General features: G+C 60.2%; 20 protein-coding genes and 1 tRNA gene. 12 read left to right on the top strand and 9 right to left on the bottom strand.

Annotation, left to right across the window (positions count from 1 at the left end; all coding sequences use genetic code 11):
- The first annotated feature begins 115 nt into the window (after positions 1-115).
- From J3U95_RS28540 to J3U95_RS14055, 4 genes are read left to right on the top strand one after another with little or no spacing between them, the layout of a single operon-like run.
- Positions 116-1,219 (top strand): DUF2345 domain-containing protein, encoded by a 1,104-nt coding sequence (locus tag J3U95_RS28540; protein ID WP_208279196.1) that lies wholly within the window; start codon positions 116-118, stop codon positions 1,217-1,219.
- A complete protein-coding gene (locus tag J3U95_RS14065; protein ID WP_208279192.1) occupies positions 1,216-2,085 on the top strand; it encodes a DUF4123 domain-containing protein in 870 nt (289 codons plus the stop codon). Before J3U95_RS28540 ends, J3U95_RS14065 begins: the two co-directional genes overlap by 4 nt.
- A gap of 15 nt (positions 2,086-2,100) precedes the next feature.
- The gene (locus J3U95_RS14060; protein ID WP_208279191.1) at positions 2,101-2,676 is read left to right on the top strand and encodes a DUF3304 domain-containing protein; all 576 of its coding nucleotides are present in this window, start codon (positions 2,101-2,103) and stop codon (positions 2,674-2,676) included.
- The gene (locus J3U95_RS14055; protein ID WP_208279190.1) at positions 2,657-4,597 is read left to right on the top strand and encodes a T6SS phospholipase effector Tle1-like catalytic domain-containing protein; all 1,941 of its coding nucleotides are present in this window, start codon (positions 2,657-2,659) and stop codon (positions 4,595-4,597) included. The genes J3U95_RS14060 and J3U95_RS14055 overlap by 20 nt, the downstream gene beginning before the upstream one ends.
- Positions 4,598-4,826: 229 nt before the next feature.
- On the opposite strand, the gene J3U95_RS14050 is transcribed toward J3U95_RS14055, so the two are convergent.
- The 4 genes from J3U95_RS14050 to J3U95_RS14035 form a co-directional block, all read right to left on the bottom strand.
- Positions 4,827-4,902: transfer RNA gene (locus tag J3U95_RS14050), tRNA-Lys, on the bottom strand.
- A gap of 72 nt (positions 4,903-4,974) precedes the next feature.
- Positions 4,975-6,771: a type IV pilus assembly ATPase TfpB gene (gene tfpB / locus J3U95_RS14045; RefSeq protein WP_208279189.1), complete on the bottom strand. Its 1,797-nt coding sequence runs from the start codon at positions 6,769-6,771 to the stop codon at positions 4,975-4,977.
- A 19-nt stretch (positions 6,772-6,790) separates the two neighbouring features.
- The gene (locus tag J3U95_RS14040; RefSeq protein WP_208279188.1) at positions 6,791-7,573 is read right to left on the bottom strand and encodes a spermine/spermidine synthase domain-containing protein; all 783 of its coding nucleotides are present in this window, start codon (positions 7,571-7,573) and stop codon (positions 6,791-6,793) included.
- A 120-nt stretch (positions 7,574-7,693) separates the two neighbouring features.
- Positions 7,694-8,236: a glycine zipper 2TM domain-containing protein gene (locus J3U95_RS14035; RefSeq protein ID WP_208279187.1), complete on the bottom strand. Its 543-nt coding sequence runs from the start codon at positions 8,234-8,236 to the stop codon at positions 7,694-7,696.
- Positions 8,237-8,499: 263 nt separating this feature from the next.
- On the opposite strand from J3U95_RS14035, the gene J3U95_RS14030 reads away from it, so the two are divergent.
- The 5 genes from J3U95_RS14030 to J3U95_RS14010 all read left to right on the top strand — a co-directional run bounded on the left by J3U95_RS14030 (position 8,500) and on the right by J3U95_RS14010 (position 13,729).
- Positions 8,500-9,027 carry a barstar family protein gene (locus tag J3U95_RS14030; protein WP_370661231.1) on the top strand — a complete coding sequence of 176 codons (528 nt, stop codon included), beginning with the start codon at positions 8,500-8,502 and terminating at the stop codon, positions 9,025-9,027.
- A 74-nt stretch (positions 9,028-9,101) separates the two neighbouring features.
- On the top strand, positions 9,102-9,743 hold the full coding sequence (gene purN / locus J3U95_RS14025; RefSeq protein WP_208279186.1) for a phosphoribosylglycinamide formyltransferase: 642 nt from the start codon (positions 9,102-9,104) through the stop codon (positions 9,741-9,743).
- Between the two features lie 12 nt (positions 9,744-9,755).
- Positions 9,756-11,066, top strand: a complete 1,311-nt coding sequence (locus tag J3U95_RS14020) for an RsmB/NOP family class I SAM-dependent RNA methyltransferase (protein ID WP_208279185.1) — start codon at positions 9,756-9,758, stop codon at positions 11,064-11,066.
- Between the two features lie 11 nt (positions 11,067-11,077).
- Positions 11,078-12,424, top strand: a complete 1,347-nt coding sequence (locus J3U95_RS14015) for a mechanosensitive ion channel family protein (RefSeq protein ID WP_208279184.1) — start codon at positions 11,078-11,080, stop codon at positions 12,422-12,424.
- Positions 12,425-12,517: 93 nt separating this feature from the next.
- Positions 12,518-13,729: a DesA family fatty acid desaturase gene (locus J3U95_RS14010; protein WP_208279183.1), complete on the top strand. Its 1,212-nt coding sequence runs from the start codon at positions 12,518-12,520 to the stop codon at positions 13,727-13,729.
- A gap of 61 nt (positions 13,730-13,790) precedes the next feature.
- Here the strand turns inward: J3U95_RS14010 and J3U95_RS14005 are convergent, their stop codons facing one another.
- The 5 genes from J3U95_RS14005 to J3U95_RS13985 all read right to left on the bottom strand — a co-directional run bounded on the left by J3U95_RS14005 (position 13,791) and on the right by J3U95_RS13985 (position 18,177).
- Entirely contained in the window at positions 13,791-15,365 is a 1,575-nt protein-coding gene (locus J3U95_RS14005) for a DUF418 domain-containing protein (RefSeq protein ID WP_208279182.1), read from the bottom strand.
- Positions 15,366-15,450: 85 nt separating this feature from the next.
- A complete protein-coding gene (rpmG, locus tag J3U95_RS14000) occupies positions 15,451-15,618 on the bottom strand; it encodes a 50S ribosomal protein L33 (protein ID WP_005665735.1) in 168 nt (55 codons plus the stop codon).
- 13 nt (positions 15,619-15,631) lie between these two features.
- Complete coding sequence (rpmB, locus tag J3U95_RS13995; RefSeq protein ID WP_005665737.1) at positions 15,632-15,868, bottom strand: 50S ribosomal protein L28; 237 nt, start codon at positions 15,866-15,868, stop codon at positions 15,632-15,634.
- A gap of 220 nt (positions 15,869-16,088) precedes the next feature.
- Entirely contained in the window at positions 16,089-16,760 is a 672-nt protein-coding gene (gene radC, locus J3U95_RS13990) for a RadC family protein (RefSeq protein WP_208279181.1), read from the bottom strand.
- Positions 16,761-16,917: 157 nt separating this feature from the next.
- Positions 16,918-18,177 carry a styrene monooxygenase/indole monooxygenase family protein gene (locus J3U95_RS13985; protein WP_208279180.1) on the bottom strand — a complete coding sequence of 420 codons (1,260 nt, stop codon included), beginning with the start codon at positions 18,175-18,177 and terminating at the stop codon, positions 16,918-16,920.
- A gap of 191 nt (positions 18,178-18,368) precedes the next feature.
- Between J3U95_RS13985 and J3U95_RS13980 the strand changes: the two genes are divergently transcribed.
- The 3 genes from J3U95_RS13980 to J3U95_RS13970 all read left to right on the top strand — a co-directional run bounded on the left by J3U95_RS13980 (position 18,369) and on the right by J3U95_RS13970 (position 20,917).
- Complete coding sequence (locus J3U95_RS13980) at positions 18,369-18,821, top strand: FKBP-type peptidyl-prolyl cis-trans isomerase (protein WP_208279179.1); 453 nt, start codon at positions 18,369-18,371, stop codon at positions 18,819-18,821.
- Between the two features lie 17 nt (positions 18,822-18,838).
- On the top strand, positions 18,839-19,798 hold the full coding sequence (gene ispH, locus J3U95_RS13975) for a 4-hydroxy-3-methylbut-2-enyl diphosphate reductase (RefSeq protein ID WP_208279178.1): 960 nt from the start codon (positions 18,839-18,841) through the stop codon (positions 19,796-19,798).
- Between the two features lie 189 nt (positions 19,799-19,987).
- The gene (locus J3U95_RS13970; protein WP_208279177.1) at positions 19,988-20,917 is read left to right on the top strand and encodes a branched-chain amino acid ABC transporter permease; all 930 of its coding nucleotides are present in this window, start codon (positions 19,988-19,990) and stop codon (positions 20,915-20,917) included.

The raw sequence follows: 20,917 nt of genomic DNA, 5'->3' as shown, positions 1-20,917 counted from the left end.
GTTGTGGACCTACAATCACGACCGGCCTAACATGGCGCTCGGCGGTATTACGCCAAAACAGAAATTGGCGCTCGCCGCTTAACCTCTACTTTTAGCGTGCTCTAAAAATGGGGGGATTACCGAAGGACATCGCAATGGCGCGGCACAGTGGGGGATTCGGAGCAAGGAGTTTGGTGGTTCGGGGTACAGCCAATTGCTGTTCGACGATACCGATGGGCAGGGGAGGGTGCAGCTCAGGTGTAGTCATGCGGCGACCGAGTTGAATCTGGGGCATTTGGTTCATTCGGCGGATAACTATCGGGGGAGTTTTCGCGGGCTGGGGGCCGAATTGCGGACGGATGAGTATGGCGCCGTAAAGGCGGGCGGAGGCCTTCTGATTTCGAGTTACGGGATCAATCATGGGGCTGCTGTGCGGGATGCAGCTAGCGAGAATGCGGATGGCGTGGGGCTCGTAGAGCAGGCGGTGAAGATGGCTGAAGTTTTTCATCGGGCGGCGACGAATCATAATACCGTGGGGTTGGCGGCATATGCAGGGGCGGCGAAGGCAGGTTCGAGTGTGCTGGATCAGAATATGGCGCCTATGAACGCAATATTTGCCGCGTTGTCGGGCAACGTCGATATACGTCGGTTTGACAAGGCCGAGGGTGGTTCGGGTACGTCGACACTGGCCGCCCCGATGGTTGCAATTGCCGCCAAAAACGGAATGGGAGTGAATGCGGGGCAGAGCTTACAAATAATGAATGGCGAGACCGTTTCGATGATAGCTGGGCGAGATGCGCAGTCTATCAGCGGCGGTCGGATTTTCATCCATTCTGGTCAGGTTATCGGAATGCTCGGTGGAACAGTCAAGGCTGATGCAGACGGTGCAGGTTTGCAGTTGATCGCAGCACGGGAGGCAATCGATATTCAGGTTCATGGTGATGAGCTGAAGATTCAAGCGCGCGACGAAGTGAGCGTAATGAGTGCGAATGCGCACATCGATTGGGCAGCGGCAAAGAGCATCAGTTTGTCGACTGCAGGCGGCGCGAACATCGTCATCGACGGCGGAAACGTCAATGTCTTGTGCCCGGGAAAGATTGCTATACATGCAGGGAAGAAGAGCTTGAGTGGGGCAGACCAGCTGGATTATCCATTGCCAACCTTACCAGCCACCATCTGCGTAGAGTGTCTGATACGAGCGCGCAGCGCGGGTGCCCCATTTGTTTTGAGGTCGGCATGAGCAAATGTATTGATTTCAGAAGTGTAACGGCAAAATTACTCGAATCCAGACCTCAAGAAAATATTTTTCTTCTGCTTGATCACGGTGGATTGCCCGGATTATCTCAACAGTTGAAATGCAATACGAAAGAGTGGATGAGCTTGTTTGATCGAACTAAAGAGGAAGTTGCTCTGGAGGCGGCTCCCATCCTCGTTCTAGCTGCCAGTGGAGGGAAAATCAGGTTGTCCCGTCTTATATTTGACTGGTTAAAGCAGCGCGGGACTTACTCTTCGTCAGTAATGATGCTCGTCTCGCCGCTAGATTTGACATGTTTGGCAAGGGAACTTGGCAAGCGCCTGCATACTACTCTCGCAGGCGGTGTCGAAGCCATGCTGCGCTTTTTCGACCCCCGTGTGTTTGAGAGTCTGTTCAATATCCTGACACGGGAGCAGAAAGAGGATTTTCTTGGTGTAGTTAGTTCGTGGCATTACGTTAATCGATCAGGGCAGATTGCGCAAGTCACAAATATTTATGGAACGGCTAAGCCTAGCGAAAAACCTGTTGTACTGAGCCAGGAGCAGGAAGATCACCTGCTAGCGGCTTCCGAGATCGACCAAATATTGAATTCACTGAGATCAAGTATTCCTGATCCGTTTTCCGAGATCCCGTGTGAATCGCAATATGGATTTGTCTCTGAGAGTGTTATGGAGGCAAGGAGTGAAAAAATCGGATCAGTATTGCAGATGTCGCTGTACACAATGATCAGATTGTTCTATGTAAAAGGAATAATCTCCATAGAGGTGTATGAAAAATCGGTTGGGTATCTAAGGTCCAATGATGTCAATAATTTGAAAATTCTTCTGAGTAATGGTGAAGTTAACGTCTAGAGAGGTGTGCATAAAATGGCATCAAAAAAACTCTTGTTCTGTCTTGCTTTGATTTCGACGTTTTTAATCGAGTTGTTGATGAGCGGCGTCGTGGCGAAGGAGGCGACAGGAGGAAAGGTGGTAGAAGAAAGCGATGCTGGTGAGTATTTTACATTAGGGCTAATTGGTTTCAATTACACCGACCGGCTCATAGACCATTACTCAGTGGATGGCTCAGGAGGCGGACACGTGCACTTGAGTTCACCGACCAGCGGGGGTAGTGGAGTTGTATGTTGCACAAGGATATCGAAAACTCAGCGTGAGAGGGTAGCGGTAAAGGTCAAGTGGCAAGTTGATGGATGCACCTATCCAGTGAAGAGTTCGACAGGGCGCATCGGTGAACGACGAATTTTTCATTATAAGGAAGCGCTTGCCTATTTAGATCCACCCACCAGTTCAGCCCCGGCTTATTTAGAGACACATTTCTATGCCGATGGTTCCGTGAAAGTCAAGGTGACGGAGTTCATGTCTCATCCTGAAATTCACCTTGATGAAGATCGCAAGGATCAGAGCATTTTTTTGAGGTGTAAGGATGAGAAAAAATCCCGATAATTCAAACGTTGGCGATACTAAATCACCGGCCTCAAGAAAGTCAGCAGCAGATCTGCGAGATGCTGTCGATTTTTCGGCAAAAGCTCCTGCGACAATGCCTCAAACTACGTATCAAGCTTCCCCCATATCGAATGCTGTTGCTAATATTTCTGCCGAAATCAAAAGGAATGCTCAACCTTCGAAGTGCCGACAAAGGATTTGGTTCTCGTTCTTTTTTGACGGGACCGGCAATAATCTAGAAGCAGATATGAGATTGCAAAAGCACAGCAATATTGCGCGGTTGTATCGCGCTCATCTGGCGACTAACGCAGCGAACGGTCTTCACTCGATTTATATACCTGGGATCGGAACATATTTTCGTGAGATCAGAGATCCCGGTGGAACCGTAACAGGAGCAGCGTTTGGAGCCATGGGTGAGGCCCGTCTTCGTTTTGCGTTGGAAGAATTTGATAGATACTTAAAATTGCCGATTCTCAGGGCTGTTGCTCCAGCGAATGCTATTGAGGAAATCAGCGTTGCAGTATTTGGATTCAGTCGCGGAGCTGCATTGGCTCGGGCTTTTGTCAATGCCCTCATGGAAACTCGCTGCAAATTCACCGATCGAAAGTGGGTTCTGAGACAGGGGAGCTGGCCAGTACGATTCTCCTTCATGGGATTATTCGATACCGTGGCATCGGTAGGGCAGCCGATGAGCCAGAATAACACAGATTATTATAATCCGATGATGTCAGATGTGAGGGGCATGCTAGATGAGAGGGCGGAAGATTACGCCGACACTCGTCCGGTAAGACTGGCGTTTTCTGATGGTAGGGTACCTGGGGCAGATCCAGCTCCCGGGAAAAATGCAGGACACAGTTCTTGGGCGGAAAAGTTGGAAATCCATGAAAGTGTCGAGGAAGTCCGGCATTTCGTTGCTGCTCATGAGATACGCAACTCGTTTCCTCTCGATAGTATCAGTGTTATGAGGGACGGGCGTATTGTAAAGCCCGCCCACTTTTTTGAGGTAATCTATCCTGGTGCTCACTCGGACGTAGGTGGAGGATATGCGGCGGGAGAAGGCGCAAAATCATTATTGGAGGACGAGAGCTTGAGTCTGATACCTCTGCGTCACATGTACGATTTTGCAGTATCGAAGGGCGTGCCGATGCAGCCTGAAGGTCGGCTGATTCTTGAGGACTTTCGTACAAGCAGTGATCTTCGTGAGGCGTTTAACAAATACATGCAAGCTGTCGGGAGTGCCGCTACCCTTGGAGAAGGTTTTAATCGGCATATGAAATTTTACTTGGCCTGGCGCTTTCAGTGCATGAGGCGGAATGCGAAAGAAAAGAATGGCTTCTCTGAATCATTGCGGAATGAGGGAGAGAGGTTCAGGAGCGAGAGAGCTGCGTGCGAGTCGAAGCTCAAGGCACTTGAGCAGCAACTTGGAGCAGCCGAAAAAACTTTGATCGCCGCCAGAGGAGCGAGCGATGCAATGGCACCATCAAGTGATATGATTGAAAAAGCAAAGGCTGAGGTGGCGGCGAGGAAACACGAATATTTCAAAATGAAGGCTGAGCGCGATGCCATACCAGACATGTCCAGGGTTTATTCACTGACTCCACTTTATGACTGCCAACTACTTGATGATGCACAGTCCATTCGTTCGTTATTGCAATCAAAGAATGGTAAGTACACCAAGAGTAATCTACGGCCACATTATCAAGGCTTGGTAGATTCCTATGAGGATGAGATATTCCGAGTAGAGAAAAATCCGGATGTGGTCATTAATCGGATCTTTGAGCAATATGTGCATGATTCTCTTGCCGGTTTTGGCAGGGATGCAACATATCCCTCCGACCCGCGTGTAATTTATGTTGGCGGAGATGAAAAATTACGTTTTGCTGCTCACACTAATGGCGCTAAAGGCATCACAGTGGGCTGAGGTTTTTTGTTTGGTCGCTGGTATTGGCTTGGCGGAATTTCAAGAGAAATAGGAAGAGTGCTTCATCACGGGCAGCGTTTTGCTAAGTGAAGTAGTTGGTCTGAGGATGCAACTGTAGATTCTATTTGTCGCACCGACTATCTGTTTTTCCAATAATAGTTCAGTCGACTTTGAAAAACAAAAAAGGCGTCACGATCACTCGCAACGCCTTCTTTGCTACAACATATTCTGGTAGGCCGTGCGTGGCTCGAACACGCGACCAACGGATTAAAAGTCCGCTGCTCTACCAACTGAGCTAACGACCCGAAGAGGCAGCATTATAGCCGGCGATTCCGGTTTGCGCTAGGGCCGTTCAACATTCTCCATACAAGCAACGTTCACGACAGCGCCGACGTCACCTTCAGCACCTCATCCGCCGTCGTCACTCCTTCGATCACCTTCATCGCGCCCGCAATGCGCAGCGGCTTCATCCCATCCTTCACGCTCTGCTCGCGCAAGGCCCGCATCTCGCCCGATTCACGAATCAAACGCCCGAACCCTTCGCTCACCGTCAGCAGCTCATAAATCCCGGTCCGCCCCCGATACCCGGTCTGCCGGCACTCCGGACACCCCACCGCCCGATACACGGTCGCAGGCTTCGCGATCTTCCACGCCCCGCCGATGCTGTCCCATACCTCATCGCTCAATTCCCCACCCGGCGCCTTGCACACAGGGCAGAGCGTACGGACCAGCCGCTGCGCCATCACGCCGATCAAGGTCGCCTCCAGCAGATAATCCGGCACGCCCAGTTCCAGCAGGCGCACCACCGCCGACGGCGCATCGTTGGTATGCAGGGTCGAAAACACCAGGTGTCCGGTCAGCGCCGCCTGGATCGCCATCTCGGCCGTTTCCAGGTCGCGGATCTCGCCCACCATGATGATGTCGGGGTCTTGCCGCATCAGCGAACGCACGCCATCGGCAAACGACAGGTCGATCCCCGGCTGCACCTGCATCTGGTTGAATGCCGGTTCCACCATCTCGATCGGATCCTCGACCGTGCACACATTCACTTCGCTGGTCGCCAGCGCCTTGAGCGTCGTGTACAGCGTCGTGGTCTTGCCCGATCCCGTCGGCCCGGTCACGAGAATGATGCCGTGCGGACGGCGAGTCAGCCCATCCCAGCGCTGCGCATCGTCAGGCGGAAAACCCAGTTCCGGCAACGTTTTGACGACGACGTCCGGATCGAAAATACGCATCACCAGCTTTTCGCCGAACGCGGTCGGCATCGTCGACAGCCGCAATTCGACTTCCTGGCCTCCAGCAGTGCGTGTCTTGATGCGGCCATCCTGCGGCCGGCGTTTTTCGATCACGTCCATCCGCCCCAGCAGCTTGATGCGCGCGGTCATCGCGATCATTACCGCCGCCGGCACCTGATAAACCTGGTGCAGCACGCCATCGATACGAAAACGCACGGTGGCGAATTCGCGCTTGGGTTCGAGGTGGATATCCGAGGCACGCTGCTCGAAGGCATAGCCCCACAGCCAGTCGACGATATTGACGATGTGCTGGTCGTTGGCGTCGAACTGCTTGTTCGATTTTCCCAGTTCGACCAGCTGCTCGAAGTTGTTGCGCATCGCGACGTCCTGCCCGCTGCTGCGGCTCGCGTCGCGGATCGACTTGGCCAGCGCGAAGAACTGCGAAATATACTGGGCGATGTCGAGCGGATTGGCCAATACGAGCTCGATGCGGCGGCGCGAGACCTTGGCGATCTCGGCTTCCCATTCGGTCAGCGCCGGATCGGCCGTCGCCACCACGAGCGTGGTCGGCGTCATTTCCACCGGCAGGATATTGAATCGCGCCGCATAGCTGGCCGACATCACGTCCGCCACTTTCGTGAAATCGATCTTGAGCGGGTCGATGCGAATGAAGGGCAGGCCGACCTTGGCCGCGCACCATTCGGTCAGCACATCCAGCGTCAGCAGTCGGTGCGGCGGCAGGCTTGATACCAGTTTGCACTGCGCCACCGCCGTCAGCGGATGCATGATGCCCGGCGCATTCTTCAATATCGCCTGGGCCTGGGCGAAATCGGCTTTGACTTTATCCTTGGTGACGATCCCGTCGGCCAGCAGCCACGAGAAAATCGATTGCAGGTCGAGCTTGCGCAGGCTGGCGGGTTTTTGCGGGATGGCGTTCACGGTGGCCCTGGCTGAATGGTCAATCGGTGGCGAGCAATCCCTTGACCCAGGATTTGGCAGGCAGCTTGGTCTGCGCCACGATCTGCGCGGCGCGCGCCGCGAGCGCGTCCTTGTCGAGCGTGGGGCGGGTCTTGAAGCACAGCGCCACCACATTCCCGTCGTGTACCTCGGGCAGGCAGATCACGTGGCCGAAGGCGAACTTCATCGCCTTCAGGTTCTTGGCGAAGCTCGGGTGGTCGCCGAACAGGTTGACGGTCATGATGCCATCCTGTGTCAGGCAGGCGGCGCAGGCCTGGTAGAACTCGGGTGTGTCGAGCACCGGGCCACGCGCGGTAGCGTCGTACAGATCGCACTGCAGGACGTCAAAGGCCTCGTGGTTGGCCGGATCCTCGACGAAGTCGAGCGCATCCATCTCCAGTACGCGCAGGCGCTCGTCCTCGGGAGGCAGCTTGAACATCGAGTTGCAGATCGCGATCACGGATTCGTTGAGTTCAACGGCGGTCACGCTCGCATCAAGGAATTGGCGATAGCAGAACTTGGTCAGGGCGGCCGTCCCCAGGCCGAGCTGGGCGATGGCTTGCGGCGCCTCGATGAACAGCATCCACGCCATCATCTGCTGCGCGTATTCGAGCTCGGGCCAGTCGGGCTTGCGGATGCGCATCGCGCCTTGTACCCATTCGGTGCCGAAGTGGAGGTAACGGACACCGTCCTGTTCGGACAGCGTGACGGGTGCGAATTTCGGTTTGCGCGCCGGACGGCGCGAGGATTCGACTTGTTCGATGGATTTGCGTTTGATGAGCATAGAGAAGCCTGGTGGAATCGCCCTATTATCGGGGGATGGGTTCCCCCAGCGCAAGCTCGGCTCCGAATGCAACAACGCGGCCACTTGGGCCGCGTTGCTCGATTTCTAACGGTACGACGATCAGTACTGGCTGTATGCCTGCTGGCCATTGTAGCTGTCCAGCGGCTCGACCGAGACGCGCAGGCGCACGCGGTTGCCCGGATCGCGGCTCATCAGCGACGTATAGGTCTGGCCACGGTATTCATAGGTCACGTTGTAGCCGGCGGTGCGCGATTCGATCGCTTCCACGGTGCGGCATTGCTGCACGGCCTGTTCTTGCACCGAGTTGCCGACCGGACGGCCATTGTTCTGGACGCGGTCGCCCACCATGGCGCCGGCGATCGCGCCCGCTGCCGATGCGGCGACCTTACCGTTGCCGCTGCCGACCTGGCTGCCCAGCAGGGCGCCGGCGATACCGCCGATGATCGTGCCACCGGCGCCGCGTTCCTGCTGCACCGGTACTTGCACGTATTCGGTACGGCATTCCTGGCGCGGGGTGCGGACTTGCTCGACACGCGGCTCGACGCGCACCACGCGGCCGAAGTCTTCGAAGTCGGCGGCCTGGGCCAGTGGCAGGGTGGCGATGCCGAGTGCCGAGATGATCAGTTTGGCTTGCAAGTTCATGGTAGTACCTCGTTGAGTGGTGCGACTTGGTTCGTCGATTCGTTACAGACTCGATGGTACGCCTATCGCAAAAAACCATCGAATCCGCGTGGCAACAAAATGTAACAGCGAATAAAGCATGGAACAACTCGCGCCAGAATGAAACCGGCCCCTGAATAGGTGTTTCTGCGTCACATATGTACCTACCGATTCTTACAAATAGGCATCTGAAACTCACATTTGGGTTGCTTCCAATACCACAAAACGTTACCCTTACACAAATCATGGACTTATTGGCGTATAGCAACGACAGCGAGGTAAGAAGCAGCAGCGCTACCCAGCGCCGCGAGGGGTGGCGCCATGGCGCGTTATTGACAGGTCGATTTGAGGAAAAAATGAGTTTGTTGATGAGAGTGGCGCCAAATCTTGTTCAAGCGATTCGCGCGTTTAACGTTGGCGATTTGCAACAGGAGGCCGGGCGCCTCGGTCATCACTTCTTGTATGCACACTGCGCCAATACGCTCACCAAGCAGCAGGTCTGCGCCCGCATCGGCGAGAATTTTTATTTCCCCAAACCGTGCAGCAAGAATTTCGATGCGCTGCGCACCTGCCTGACCGAGACGATCCACGAAGCCGGCCCGCAGCCGGGCTTCATCGTGGTGCTCGAGCAGTTGCCGAGCGCTCAGAAGTTCGACAAGGAAGCGCGCGAAAACCTGCTCGACGTGTTCCGCGACGCGGCCGAATTCTGGGCCGAGAAAAAAGTGCCGTTCCGCGTGTTCTACTCGTTCGCGACGGTCCCGCCGACCGCCTGATTCCTCTGAAACCCGTCCCTTGAGGGACCCGAAGGGCTGCGGTCGGCAGCCGGCGTTACGGTACAATGCCGGCTATGAAAAACATCGTGATCCTCATTTCCGGCCGCGGAAGCAATATGGAAGCGGTCGTGCGCGCGGCCCAGGCGGAAAGCTGGCCGGCCCGTATTGCAGCGGTGATCAGCAACAAGCCGGATGCCGGCGGCCTGGCGTTTGCCCAGTCGCGCGGCATCCCGACCGCCGTGGTGTCGAACAAGGAGTTCGCCACCCGCGCCGAATTCGACGCCAAATTGCAGGAAGTCATCGACACCTTCCAGCCCGACCTGGTCGTGCTGGCCGGCTTCATGCGCATCCTGACCGCGCCATTCGTGGAGCACTATGCGGGCCGGATGTTGAACATCCACCCGTCGCTGCTGCCCCTGTTCCCGGGGCTGCACACGCACCAGCAGGCGCTCGACGCCGGCATGCTTGAGCACGGCGCAACCGTGCACTTCGTCACCGCCGAACTCGATCATGGCCCGTCGGTGCTGCAGGCCAGGATCCCCGTCCTGCCGGGCGACACACCGGACCTGCTGGCTGCGCGCCTGCTGGCCGAGGAACACAAGATCTACCCACGCGCCGTACGCCTGTTCATCGAAGACCGCCTGGTCATCGAAGACGGCGCGGTGCGCATCGTCGAGTCCATGGATCGCTCCCAGGCCGACGCCATCAGTATTTAATCAAGGATTTACATGAGATTGCCTCCAGCGATCGTCGCCAAGACCGAAGAAGTCTTGCGCGAGATTCTCCGTTTTACTTCGCCTGCCGACGTCACCCTGTCGCGCTTCTTCAAGGACAACCCACGCTTCGGCGGCCGCGAGCGCGGCGTCATCGCCGAAGCCGTGTACGCCGTGCTGCGCAATAAATCGTTCTTCACCGACTTCGCCGGCCATGGCAACACGCCGTCGATGCGCAAGCTGGCCCTGCTGGGTCTGGCCGAGACCGTCGGCATCGACAGCATTGGCGGCCTCACCGAAGACGAGACCGATTTCCTCACCCGCATCAAGGAAGTCGACCGCAACCTGCTGCCGGGCCCGATCCGCGCGAACCTGCCGCAATGGCTGTTCGACAAGCTGGTGGCCCAGTTCGGCGAGCAGGAGGCGCTCGAACTGGCGGCCGTGCTGAACACCCCGGCGCCGCTGGACCTGCGCGTCAATTCCATCAAGGCCGAGCGCGACGACGTGATCGCCCAGCTGGCGCAAGCGCCGATCGTGGCCGAGCCGATGCCGTTCGCGCCGCTGGGCCTGCGCGTGCAGAAGAAGCCGGCGCTGCAGAACCTGCCGCTGTTCAAGGAAGGCGCGATCGAGGTGCAGGACGAGGGCAGCCAGGTGCTGGCCCAGATCGTCGGCGCGCGCCGCGGCGAGATGGTGGTCGACTTCTGCGCCGGCGCCGGCGGCAAGACGCTGGCCCTGGGTGCGCTGATGCGCAATACCGGCCGCCTGTACGCCTTCGACGTCTCGGAAAAACGCCTGACCAAGCTGAAGCCGCGCATGGCGCGCAGCGGCCTGTCGAACGTGCATCCGGTGGTGATCGCGCATGAGCGCGATGCCAAGGTCAAACGCCTGGCAGGCAAGATCGACCGCGTGCTGGTCGACGCGCCGTGCTCGGGCCTGGGCACCCTGCGCCGCAACCCGGACGTCAAATGGCGCCAGCAGCCGGGCGCCGTCGCCGAGATGCAGGAGAAGCAAGCGTCGATCCTGGACGCGGCGTCGCGCCTGGTCAAGAACGGCGGCCGCCTGGTGTACGCCACCTGCAGCCTGCTGAACGAAGAGAACGACGTCATCGTCGAAGGCTTCCTGGCCAATCACGCCGACTTCGAACTGGTGCCGATGAGCCAGGTGCTGGCCGAGCAAAAAATCCCGCTCGAAATGGACAACTACCTGAAACTGCTGCCGCACAAGCATCAAACGGACGGCTTCTTCGCCGCCGTCCTGCAGCGCAAGGCGCTGGCCAAGCCCGCCAAGGCCGCCGTCGCCGACGAGGCGGACGCGGACGTCGAGTAAAAGGAGTCCCGATGCCGCTGTCAGACCTGCTGAGCGTCCTGCTGGACGACGCCCGCCGTCCCGCCATCGCCTGGCAGATCGTTGCCCTTGCCCTGTGCGTGGCGGTGGGCTGGGGCCTGGCGCGGCTGATCCACCGTTCGCTGCTGAAAGACCGGGCCCAGACGGACGGCCTGATCAGTGTCGGCCTGGGCAGCTTCAGCCGCGTGCTGTGGCCGCTCCTGACCGTCGGGCTGCTGGCGCTGGCCAAGACCGTGCTGGCGCAATACCAGGGCGTGTCGCTGCTGCGCGTGGCGCTGCCGCTGTTCATCTCGCTGGCGGTGATCCGCACCTTCTTCTACCTGCTGCGGCGCGCCTTCGCGCGGCGCGGACAGGTGGGGGCGGCGTTGCAGACCTTCGAGAAGGTGTTCGCCTTCGTGGTCTGGATCGTCGTCGCCCTGCACCTGACCGGGGTCCTGCCGGACGTGATGCGGGCGCTCGAGAATACCGTCCTTCCGGTCGGCAAGAACAAGATTTCGATCGCCGACCTGCTGCAGGGCGCGATCTCGATCGTCGTGCTCATGATGCTGGCGCTGTGGGCCGGCGCCGCGCTCGAAGAACGCCTGATGGGCTTCGAGCGCATGCACAGCTCGCTCAGGGTGGCGATGGCGCGCGTGGGCCGCGCGGCCCTGATCCTGGTCGCTGTACTGTTCAGCCTGTCGCTGGCCGGGCTCGACCTGACCGTGCTGTCGGTGTTCGGCGGCGCGCTGGGCGTCGGTCTCGGTCTGGGCATGCAACGCATTGCCAGTAATTACGTGTCCGGTTTCATCATCCTGTTCGAGCGCAGCCTGTCGATCGGCGATCCGATCACGCTGGACAAGTATTCCGGCAAGGTGGCGCGCATCAATACGCGCTACACCGTGTTGCGCGGTTCCGACGGCACGCAAACCCTGCTGCCGAACGAGATGCTGATCACGGGCGTGGTACTGAACCAGTCGGGCACCAACCGCAACGTGCGCGCGGTCACCAAGCTGGTCGTGTCCTATGACAGCGACCTGTCCGTGGTGATGCCGCTGCTGGAAGAGCAGCCGAAGGGCGTGGCGCGCGTGCTCGAGACGCCGGCGCCGAACGTGCTGCTCAATGCCTTCGTGGCCGACGGCTACGAGCTCGAAGTGGGCTTCTGGCTGGGCGACCCCGAGAACGGGCAGGGCGGTCCGATCTCCGAAGTGAATCGCAAGATCTACGCACTTGTGCAGTCCGGCGCGATCAAACTCGGACATCCGTCGATGGATACGCGTCTGCTCGACGCCCATATCAGCAAGGTAGTGGCGCGTACGCCACTCGACGATGCCACTGGGGCTGGCGCAAATTTGGGCAAGTAAAACTGCCGTGCGGCAGTAGAACCACGTAAAATGCCCGGGTTGTAGATGTGCGGTCACAGTGGTTGCACATTGGATAAGCCCTTTGGAGACTGAATGAATTTCTTTGACGACGCCCTGCACGCCGTGCTGTCGTTCCTGTCCACCGGCCTGCTCGATTTCTCGGCATGGCAAGTCGTGATCTACACGCTGGTGGTCACCCATATCACGATCGCCGCCGTGACGATCTACCTGCATCGTCACCAGGCGCACCGTGCGCTCGACCTGCATCCGATCCCGAGCCACTTCTTCCGCTTCTGGCTGTGGCTGACCACCGGCCAGGTCACCAAGGAATGGGCGTCGATCCACCGCAAGCACCACGCCAAGTGCGACACCGAAGAAGATCCGCACAGCCCGCAGACGCGCGGCATCCGCAAGGTGCTGTTCGAAGGCGCCGAGCTGTACCGTGCCGAGAGCAAGGTCAAGGAAACCATGGAGAAGTATGGCCATGGCACGCCGGACGACTGGATCGAGCGCCATGTGTACACCGGCCGCAGCACGCTGGGCGTGGCTTCGCTGCTGGTGATCAACGTCGCCCTGTTCGGCGTGCTCGGCCTGACCGTGTGGGCGATCCAGATGATGTGGATCCCGATCACGGCCGCCGGCATCATCAATGGCCTGGGCCACTGGTGGGGTTACCGCAACTACGATTGCAACGATGCCGCGACCAATATCTTCCCGTGGGGCATCCTGATCGGCGGCGAAGAGCTGCACAACAACCACCACACCTATGCCACCTCGGCCAAGCTGTCGAGCAAGTGGTATGAGTTCGACCTGGGCTGGGGCTATATCCGCATGCTCGAGATGCTCAAGCTGGCCAAGGTCAAGAAGGTGGCGCCGAAGCCGAAGCTGGCCAAGGACAAGGCGCAAGCCGACTTCGACACGCTGCAGTCGGTGATCGCCAACCGCTACGACGTGATGGCCAAGTATGCCAAGTCGGTGCGCCACGCCTTCCACGAAGAATTCGAGCACCTCAAGCACAAGGCGCAACTGGAATCGCGCTTCCTGAAAAGCTCGCGCAAGCTGATGCAGCGCGAGCCGGCCAAGCTGGAATCGTCGCAGAAGCAGCAACTGGTCGAGCTGTTCCAGCACAGCAAGGCGCTGGAAACCATGCACAATATGCGCGTGGAACTGGGCGCGATCTGGGAACGTTCGCATTCGACCCGCGACCAGCTGCTGCACCAGCTGCAGGACTGGTGCAACCGCGCCGAAGCATCGAAGATCAAGGCGCTGCAGGACTTTTCGATCCGCCTGCGCACCTATGCCTGATCCTGGCGGTCGGTAGATGGTAACAACAACGGCTTCTTCGGAAGCCGTTGTCGTTTGTGCCTTACGCGCTACGCCGCATCGGCGGCCACGTCAGGTAAGTCAGCGCCCGCCATACCCACTCGAGCGGCCCGTACTGGAAGCGCGCCAGCCACCAGTGGCTGAACACGATCTGTAGCGCGCACAGCAGTAGCGCGATGACGACCTGCTCCGTTCTGCCGAGACCCCACAGCCCCAGCCCGTGGGCATAGAACAGCAGGGAAAACACGAGCGACTGCATCAGGTAATTGCTCAAAGCCATACGCCCGAATGGCGCCAGGATGTGCACCCGGGCCAGCATGCCCTTGCTGTACAGCGCCAGCAGCACCGCCGCGACGTAGCCGAGCGAGGCGGGCAGGCTGCCCACGGTCATCAAGGCGTTCGCCAGGTCATAGCCGCCGTCGTCGGCGCCGGGAGGACGGCCGGTGCTGATCAGGCTGCTGAGCAGGCCCAGCCCGACCCCGAGGCCGATCCCGCCCACGGCCAGGCGCCTGAACAAGGGCAGATGGCGGCCGGCGTTGGCGATCACGCCCGAGCGTACGAACCAGACCCCGACCAGGAACACGCTCACGCCGACCACCACGAAGCCGGTTTCGTCGCGCATCCGCGCCTCCAGGTGGCCCAGGCGCATCGCGACCGCGTCCGCATAGCTGCCGTTGGTGAGCACCTCCTTCTCTTCGATGCTGCGCGCCGTGCGTTCGCGGTATTGCAACAGGGTGGCGGAGGCGGCATCGGTCTCTTCGCCGGTGGCGCTGATGCTGGACGCCGGCGCCAGCTGGGGCGCGAAGTGGCGGATGCCTCCATCGAGCGCGGTCAGGCCATAGGTGAGCATGAAGATCGCGATGCCGGCGCGCAGCGGCCGCGCCACCTGCGGCTGGGGGAAGCTCCAGGCCAGCAGGCCCAGCAGCACGAGGACGGCGCCGATCGCCAGCAGCGCCCCCATATCGCCCGTGCCGCCAAGGAAGTTGAGCACGGCGGCCAGCAGCATCAGGCTGCCCGGGACGATCGCCACCAGCGGGAACAGCGCGCGCTGCTCGCTGCGCAGGTACACGCCCACCAGGCCGGTGAACACGAGCGGCGTGACCAGCCAGCCGGCGAAGCCGAAGCCCGGCAACTGTGCCAGCAGGAAGCACGCGGCTATTGCGCCGATCATCGGGCGCCCCCTGGCGAACAGCATCAGCATCAGGGCCAGCGCGCCGATCGCATAGCTGATCAGGATGTCGCCGCTCCACAGCAGCAGGTAGTGCAGCAGGCCGAACAGGCCCAGGACGGCGATCCGGCGGCCGTAGGCGGGCAGGAAGGGGCGTTCGGCCGTGCGCGCCCGTTCCAGCATCAGGGCGAAACCCATGCCGAACAGCAGCGAGAAAATGGTCCAGAACTTGCCGCTGACAAAATACGCGACGATGAAGGCCACCAGCCAGTCCAGGCCCTGCAATCCGGCCGGGATGCCGTTGCCGGTTTCGGCCACGGGACGGTTGAAGAATTCGACGTTGGCGATGCAGATGCCGATCAGCGCGAAGCCGCGCAATACATCGAGGGCGTCGAGACGGTCTTGGCTGGGGATGGGAACGAAGGTGGGGGAGGAAGGCGGACTGGTCATCCCCCGATGGTAGCGCGGATCGGCGGGACGACAAAAAAGCCGCCGGGCTTGCGCGCCGGCGGCTTCGTCAAGAAGACAAGATCGATTACTTGATCTTGGTTTCCTTGTAGATCACGTGCTTACGTGCTTTCGGGTCGAATTTGGTGATTTCCATCTTCGCCGGCATCGTGCGCTTGTTCTTGGTGGTGGTGTAGAAGTGACCGGTACCTGCGGTCGATTCCAGCTTGATTTTGTCGCGGCCAGTTTTTGCCATGATAGCTCCCTAATTAAACTTTTTCGCCACGGGCGCGCATGTCGGCCAGCACGGCGTCGATGCCGAGCTTGTCGATCACGCGCAGGCCGGCGTTCGACAGACGCAGCGAAACCCAGCGGTTTTCGGATTCGACGTAGATACGACGGTTCTGCAGGTTAGGCAGGAAACGACGCTTCGTTTTGTTGTTAGCGTGGGAGACGTTGTTACCAACCATCACACCCTTGCCGGTTACTTGGCAAACACGTGCCATAGTGCACTCCTTAAATATGTTCCAGAATTGGAAAAACGAGAGTATAGCGTGAAAAGCAAAGCGGAATCAATCACTTACGAAAAACAAAGGTGTCTTTGATTGGTGGAAAAATTTAACAATTCCTGATGAGTGTCGTAACTCGCTGTTTACGCTGTGTAATTTCAAGCAAACGCGACAGCCCGCGTAAGGACGCGGGTGGAGTGCTGCCGAGGTTTATCCGTCACAACTGCCCACTCTCGGCAAAGGAATGCACCTGGTTGCCCGCCACCACGAAGTGGTCCAGCACCCGGATGTCGACCAGCGACAGCGCCTGCACCAGGGCGCTGGTGAGCCGCAGGTCGGCTTCGCTCGGCTCGGCCACGCCGGACGGGTGGTTGTGCGCCAGGATCACCGCCGCGGCATTGCGCCGCAGCGCCGCCTTGACCACCTCGCGCGGATAGACGCTGGTGTGGGTCAGCGTGCCCCTGAACATTTCCTCGCAATTGATCAATCGATTCTTGACGTCCAGGAACAGCACCATGAACGATTCATGGGTCTGCAGCGCGAACTGGCTGCGCAGATAGTGGCGCACCGCCTCGGGCGAGCACAGCGCCTCGCGCCGGAACTGTTCGGCCACCGCGCGCCGCGCCAGCTCGAGCGCGGCCTGCAGTTGCGCATACTTGGCCGGTCCCAGGCCGTGCAGGCGACCGAATTCGCCCGACTCGGCATGCAATAGCCGGTGCAGCGAACCGAAGTGCGCCAGCGTATCGCCCGCCAGGGTCACCGCGCTTTTGCCGGCCACGCCCACGCGCAGGAAGATGGCCAGCAACTCGGTATCCGACAGCGCATGCGGTCCATCGCGCAGCAGGCGCTCGCGCGGACGGTCCTGCTCGGGCCAGTCGCAAATTCCCATATGACTCCTCGCCAAAGTGAGCGGCAGCCAGGGCGCCGGCCGCCTGCGTCACGATAGCGGTTTGCCGGGACCGGCATGCCGGGCACGACAAGGACCTGCTTGATGCCGCTCTGGACGCCGACGCGGCGGCTGCGATAGCCGCGCCCGCAGCGAGTCATCAGCCGGCAGCCGGCTCTGGCGTAAAGCCCTTTCCCTTGAGGTAGGCCATGGTCGCATCGGCATCTCCGAACCAGGCATAGATTTTTTCCATCTCGCCGGCATTATCGAACACATCGCTGGCGATCTCGGGGATGAGGCTGGCGGCGTACAGCGCCAGTTGCTGGTGCGGCTGCAGTTGCGTCACGAAATCCCGGGTCAGGTGGAAACCGTGGCGGGCCGTCTTCCAGTAGTCGCGGAATACTGTATCGATCCACTGCGCATCGAAGACCGCATCGGGCGCCTCCCGGACCGCCTGGGCGACGTGGTGGGCGATGCGCGAGGCCGCGTTCAGGCCTTGCGCGGTCATCGGGTCGTAGCTCACCAGGGCGTCGCCCAGCGCCATCGCTACCTTGCCGGACGGGAGCCGGCCCACAGCATGCCTCACGCTGGGGGTGATCGCCCCCTGCATGGTTTCGTGCTCAACCAGCTCGGCCGACGCGATCATCGCATGCACCTGCGGGCAGGCCTCTTCGAGGTAGCGCCGCACCTGCGCGAACTGCGCGCGTACGCTCCCGCTGTGCTCCAGCAGGTCGAGCGGGCCGCCCGGCACGCCTTCGAACAGCAACACCCAGGTCCTGGTGAGGTCGCGATCGAGGAAGTTGTAGAACAGGCACTCGCCGACGCCGGCGATGCTGTTCAAGCCGTTCACGTGGATGGCCGGGTCGATGTCGGGATCCATCACGCAGTTTTTCGCAAAGAACAGGGTCAGGTGGCGATAGGGCCGGTCGAGTTCGGAGCGTTCCGGATCGCGCGGGAACAGTTCCTGGAAGGTGTTGTTTCCGGTGGTGACGAATACGGCATCGTGCGTGGCGGCCGCCTGTTCCAGCAAGGCCAGGTCCGCCGGCCCGACCACGACCGAGCCGCCGCGGCGGGGAAATTCCATCAGCCAGGTCGCATACTTCAGGCGCAGGTCGATCGCCTGCGCCGGCGACGACAGCATGGCGCCGGCCTGCAGGACTTTTTCGCCGTCGGGCGAGAACAGCTTCATCACCGTCGTGTCGATGCGGGCGCCGTCGTAGGTGGACCAGAAATCCAGTCCCAGCTCCTGCTCGATGACGGTGCGCGGATGAAACTGGATGGCGATCGGGCCGGTCGGACCGTTCAGCACCTGTTGCGAGCTGCGGTCGGTGTAGAGCGTCACCTCGCAACCGTGCGACAGCAATTCGAAGCCGAGCTGCAGGCCAACCTGGCCGGCGCCCCCAATGGCAATTTTTTTCATGAGGCTCCCTGTATCGGTTGGTCGAAAGTGAGAGCTACGTCCTGTACCTGGGATCAGATGCAGGAGGGGCGGGCGCGCGGCTGCCATCCCCGTTGATGTGTCGCCAAAAAAACAGGCAGCGGCGGCGCAAGCCGCGCGCGTGGCTTACAATAGCGCTTTGCCCCATCAGCTCTGCTTGCCACGCTAAGAACATGTCCAACGCTGCTCCCGTCGTCAACGAATCCTCTTACCTGACCCTGCATTACCGCCTGGCCGTCGCCGGCGGTTCCGATGTGGTCACGACCTTCAATGGCACGCCCGCCACCTTGCTGCTGGGCCAGGGCCAGTTGGCGCCCTTCCTCGAGCAGCGCCTGATCGGCCTGCCGGAAGGCATGCACCAGACCTTCGAGCTCAGCGCTGCGGAAGCGTTCGGCGAACGTAACCCGGAGCTGATCCAATCGGTATCGAAGGCAACGCTGGAAGAGAATTCGGTGCCGGGCACGGAATACAACGTGGGCGAGGTGGTCGAGTTCAATGCGCCGAAGGGCGGCCGCTTCGCCGGCGTCCTGCTGGAAATGCGCGACGATGCGGCCCTGTTCGATTTCAACCACCCGATGGCCGGCCGCGCCCTGCAATTCGAAGTCAAACTGATTTCGGTTCTGTAAGAACGACAGGAACAATGATGGAAAACGAAATTCTGCTGGCCCAGCCGCGCGGCTTCTGCGCCGGCGTGGACCGCGCGATCGAGATCGTCGAGCGCGCCCTGACCCAATTCGGCGCGCCGATCTACGTGCGCCACGAAATCGTGCACAACGCCTACGTGGTCGAAGACCTGCGTGCCAAGGGCGCGATCTTCATCGAAGAACTCGAAGACGTCCCGCCCGGCAACACGCTGGTGTTCTCGGCCCACGGCGTCTCGAAGGCCGTGCGCGCCGACGCCGAGGCGCGCGGGCTCACCATTTTTGATGCCACCTGCCCGCTGGTGACCAAGGTCCACGTCGAGGTCGCGAAGATGAGGAAGCAGGGCGCCGAGATCATCATGATCGGCCACGACGGCCACCCGGAAGTCGAAGGCACCATGGGCCAGGCCGAAGAAGGCATGCACCTGGTCGAGACGGTCGAGGACGTGCAGAAGCTGCAGGTGCGTAACCCCGAGCTGCTGGCCTACGTGTCGCAGACCACCCTGTCGGTCGACGACACCCTGGACATCATCGCCGCGCTCAAGGCGCGCTTCCCCGACATCATCGAGCCGAAGAAGGGCGACATCTGCTACGCCACCACCAACCGCCAGGAAGCCGTGAAGTTCATGGCGCCGCAGGTCGAGGTCGTGGTCGTCGTGGGCAGCCCGAACAGCTCGAACTCGAACCGCCTGCGCGAAGTGGCCGAAAAAATGGGCACGCCGGCCTATATGGTCGACAACGCCGGCAAGATCGACCCCAGCTGGATCGAGGGCAAGAAGCGGATCGGCGTGACCGCCGGCGCCTCGGCGCCCGAGGTGCTGGTGCAGGCCGTGATCGACCGCTTGAAGGAACTGGGCGCGGCCAGCGTGCGCGCGCTCGAGGGCGTCGAGGAACACGTGACCTTCCCGCTGCCGAAAGGACTGGACGGCGTACGTCCTGAGCCATCTTCGCCAGCAGCCTGAACTTTATTTTTCGTACAGACATAAAACAAAAATTTGCTACTGCACGGATTTACCGTGATAAGTTTTCCAATAGCCAAGTTATGATGGCGGCGCTCGGAAAATTGTCATGGTAGCCAACCATGAGCGGCACTTCGGGAGGGATCCTGCGGTGCCGTTTTTTTGCAAGGCAAAAAATACACAGGCAGAACGATGGAAACCTTTATTCAACAGCTGCTGAACGGCCTGGTGCTGGGCAGTATGTATGCGCTGGTCGCGCTCGGCTACACGATGGTGTACGGCGTGCTCAACCTGATCAACTTCGCCCACGGCGACGTGCTGATGATCGGCGCCATGATCGGCCTGACGATCCTGCAATTGCTCGAGGCGTACATTCCCGGCCTGCCGGGCTATGTGCAGCTGGCTTGCGCCATCCTCGGCGCGATTCCCCTCACCATGCTGGTCAGCATTCTGATCGAGCGCGTCGCCTACCGCCGCCTGCGCCATGCGCCGCGCCTGGCGCCCCTGATCACGGCGATCGGCGTCTCGATCCTGCTGCAGACCTTCGCCATGATGATCTGGGGCCGCAGCCCGCTCCCGTTCCCGCAACTGCTGTCGTCCGAACCGATCATGGTCGGCGGCGCCATGATCTCGCAGACGCAAGTGCTGCTGCTGGTGCTGGCGGCCGTCGCCATGGGCGCCCTGGTGCTGCTGGTCGAGCGCACGAAAATGGGCCGCGCGATGCGCGCCGTGGCCGAAAATCCGCGCGTGGCCGGCCTGATGGGCGTGGACGCGGATCGCGTGATCGTAGCCACCTTCGCCATCGGCGCCGCGCTGGCAGCCGTCGCCGGCGTGATGTGGGGCGCCAACTACGCCTCGATCACCTTCACCATGGGCGTGCTGCCGGGCCTGAAGGCCTTCTGCGCCGCGGTGCTGGGCGGGATCGGCAACATCTATGGCGCCATGCTCGGCGGCCTGCTGCTGGGGATCATCGAGGCGCTCGGCGCCGGCTACATCGGCGACCTGACCGGCGGCTTCCTCGGCAGCCACTACCAGGACATCTTCGCCTTCGTGGTGCTGATCCTGGTCCTGACCCTGCGACCGTCCGGCATCATGGGCGAACGCGTGGCCGACCGCGCCTGA

It is taken from the genome of Massilia oculi (assembly GCF_017582745.1).
GTDB classification, from domain to species: domain Bacteria; phylum Pseudomonadota; class Gammaproteobacteria; order Burkholderiales; family Burkholderiaceae_D; genus Telluria; species Telluria oculi_A.
The sequence above is the reverse complement of the archived record's forward strand: the minus strand, read 5'-3'. Positions and strand labels throughout refer to the sequence as shown.

Coding starts and splice junctions, on each gene's coding strand:
- J3U95_RS14065 (WP_208279192.1), top strand. CDS start 1,216: ATGAGCAAATGTATTGATTTCAGAAGTGTAACGGCAAAATTACTCGAA.
- J3U95_RS14060 (WP_208279191.1), top strand. CDS start 2,101: ATGGCATCAAAAAAACTCTTGTTCTGTCTTGCTTTGATTTCGACGTTT.
- J3U95_RS14055 (WP_208279190.1), top strand. CDS start 2,657: ATGAGAAAAAATCCCGATAATTCAAACGTTGGCGATACTAAATCACCG.
- J3U95_RS14040 (WP_208279188.1), bottom strand. CDS start 7,573: ATGCTCATCAAACGCAAATCCATCGAACAAGTCGAATCCTCGCGCCGT.
- J3U95_RS14035 (WP_208279187.1), bottom strand. CDS start 8,236: ATGAACTTGCAAGCCAAACTGATCATCTCGGCACTCGGCATCGCCACC.
- J3U95_RS14030 (WP_370661231.1), top strand. CDS start 8,500: ATGGACTTATTGGCGTATAGCAACGACAGCGAGGTAAGAAGCAGCAGC.
- purN (WP_208279186.1), top strand. CDS start 9,102: ATGAAAAACATCGTGATCCTCATTTCCGGCCGCGGAAGCAATATGGAA.
- J3U95_RS14020 (WP_208279185.1), top strand. CDS start 9,756: ATGAGATTGCCTCCAGCGATCGTCGCCAAGACCGAAGAAGTCTTGCGC.
- J3U95_RS14015 (WP_208279184.1), top strand. CDS start 11,078: ATGCCGCTGTCAGACCTGCTGAGCGTCCTGCTGGACGACGCCCGCCGT.
- J3U95_RS14010 (WP_208279183.1), top strand. CDS start 12,518: ATGAATTTCTTTGACGACGCCCTGCACGCCGTGCTGTCGTTCCTGTCC.
- J3U95_RS14005 (WP_208279182.1), bottom strand. CDS start 15,365: ATGACCAGTCCGCCTTCCTCCCCCACCTTCGTTCCCATCCCCAGCCAA.
- rpmG (WP_005665735.1), bottom strand. CDS start 15,618: ATGGCAAAAACTGGCCGCGACAAAATCAAGCTGGAATCGACCGCAGGT.
- rpmB (WP_005665737.1), bottom strand. CDS start 15,868: ATGGCACGTGTTTGCCAAGTAACCGGCAAGGGTGTGATGGTTGGTAAC.
- radC (WP_208279181.1), bottom strand. CDS start 16,760: ATGGGAATTTGCGACTGGCCCGAGCAGGACCGTCCGCGCGAGCGCCTG.
- J3U95_RS13985 (WP_208279180.1), bottom strand. CDS start 18,177: ATGAAAAAAATTGCCATTGGGGGCGCCGGCCAGGTTGGCCTGCAGCTC.
- J3U95_RS13980 (WP_208279179.1), top strand. CDS start 18,369: ATGTCCAACGCTGCTCCCGTCGTCAACGAATCCTCTTACCTGACCCTG.
- ispH (WP_208279178.1), top strand. CDS start 18,839: ATGGAAAACGAAATTCTGCTGGCCCAGCCGCGCGGCTTCTGCGCCGGC.
- J3U95_RS13970 (WP_208279177.1), top strand. CDS start 19,988: ATGGAAACCTTTATTCAACAGCTGCTGAACGGCCTGGTGCTGGGCAGT.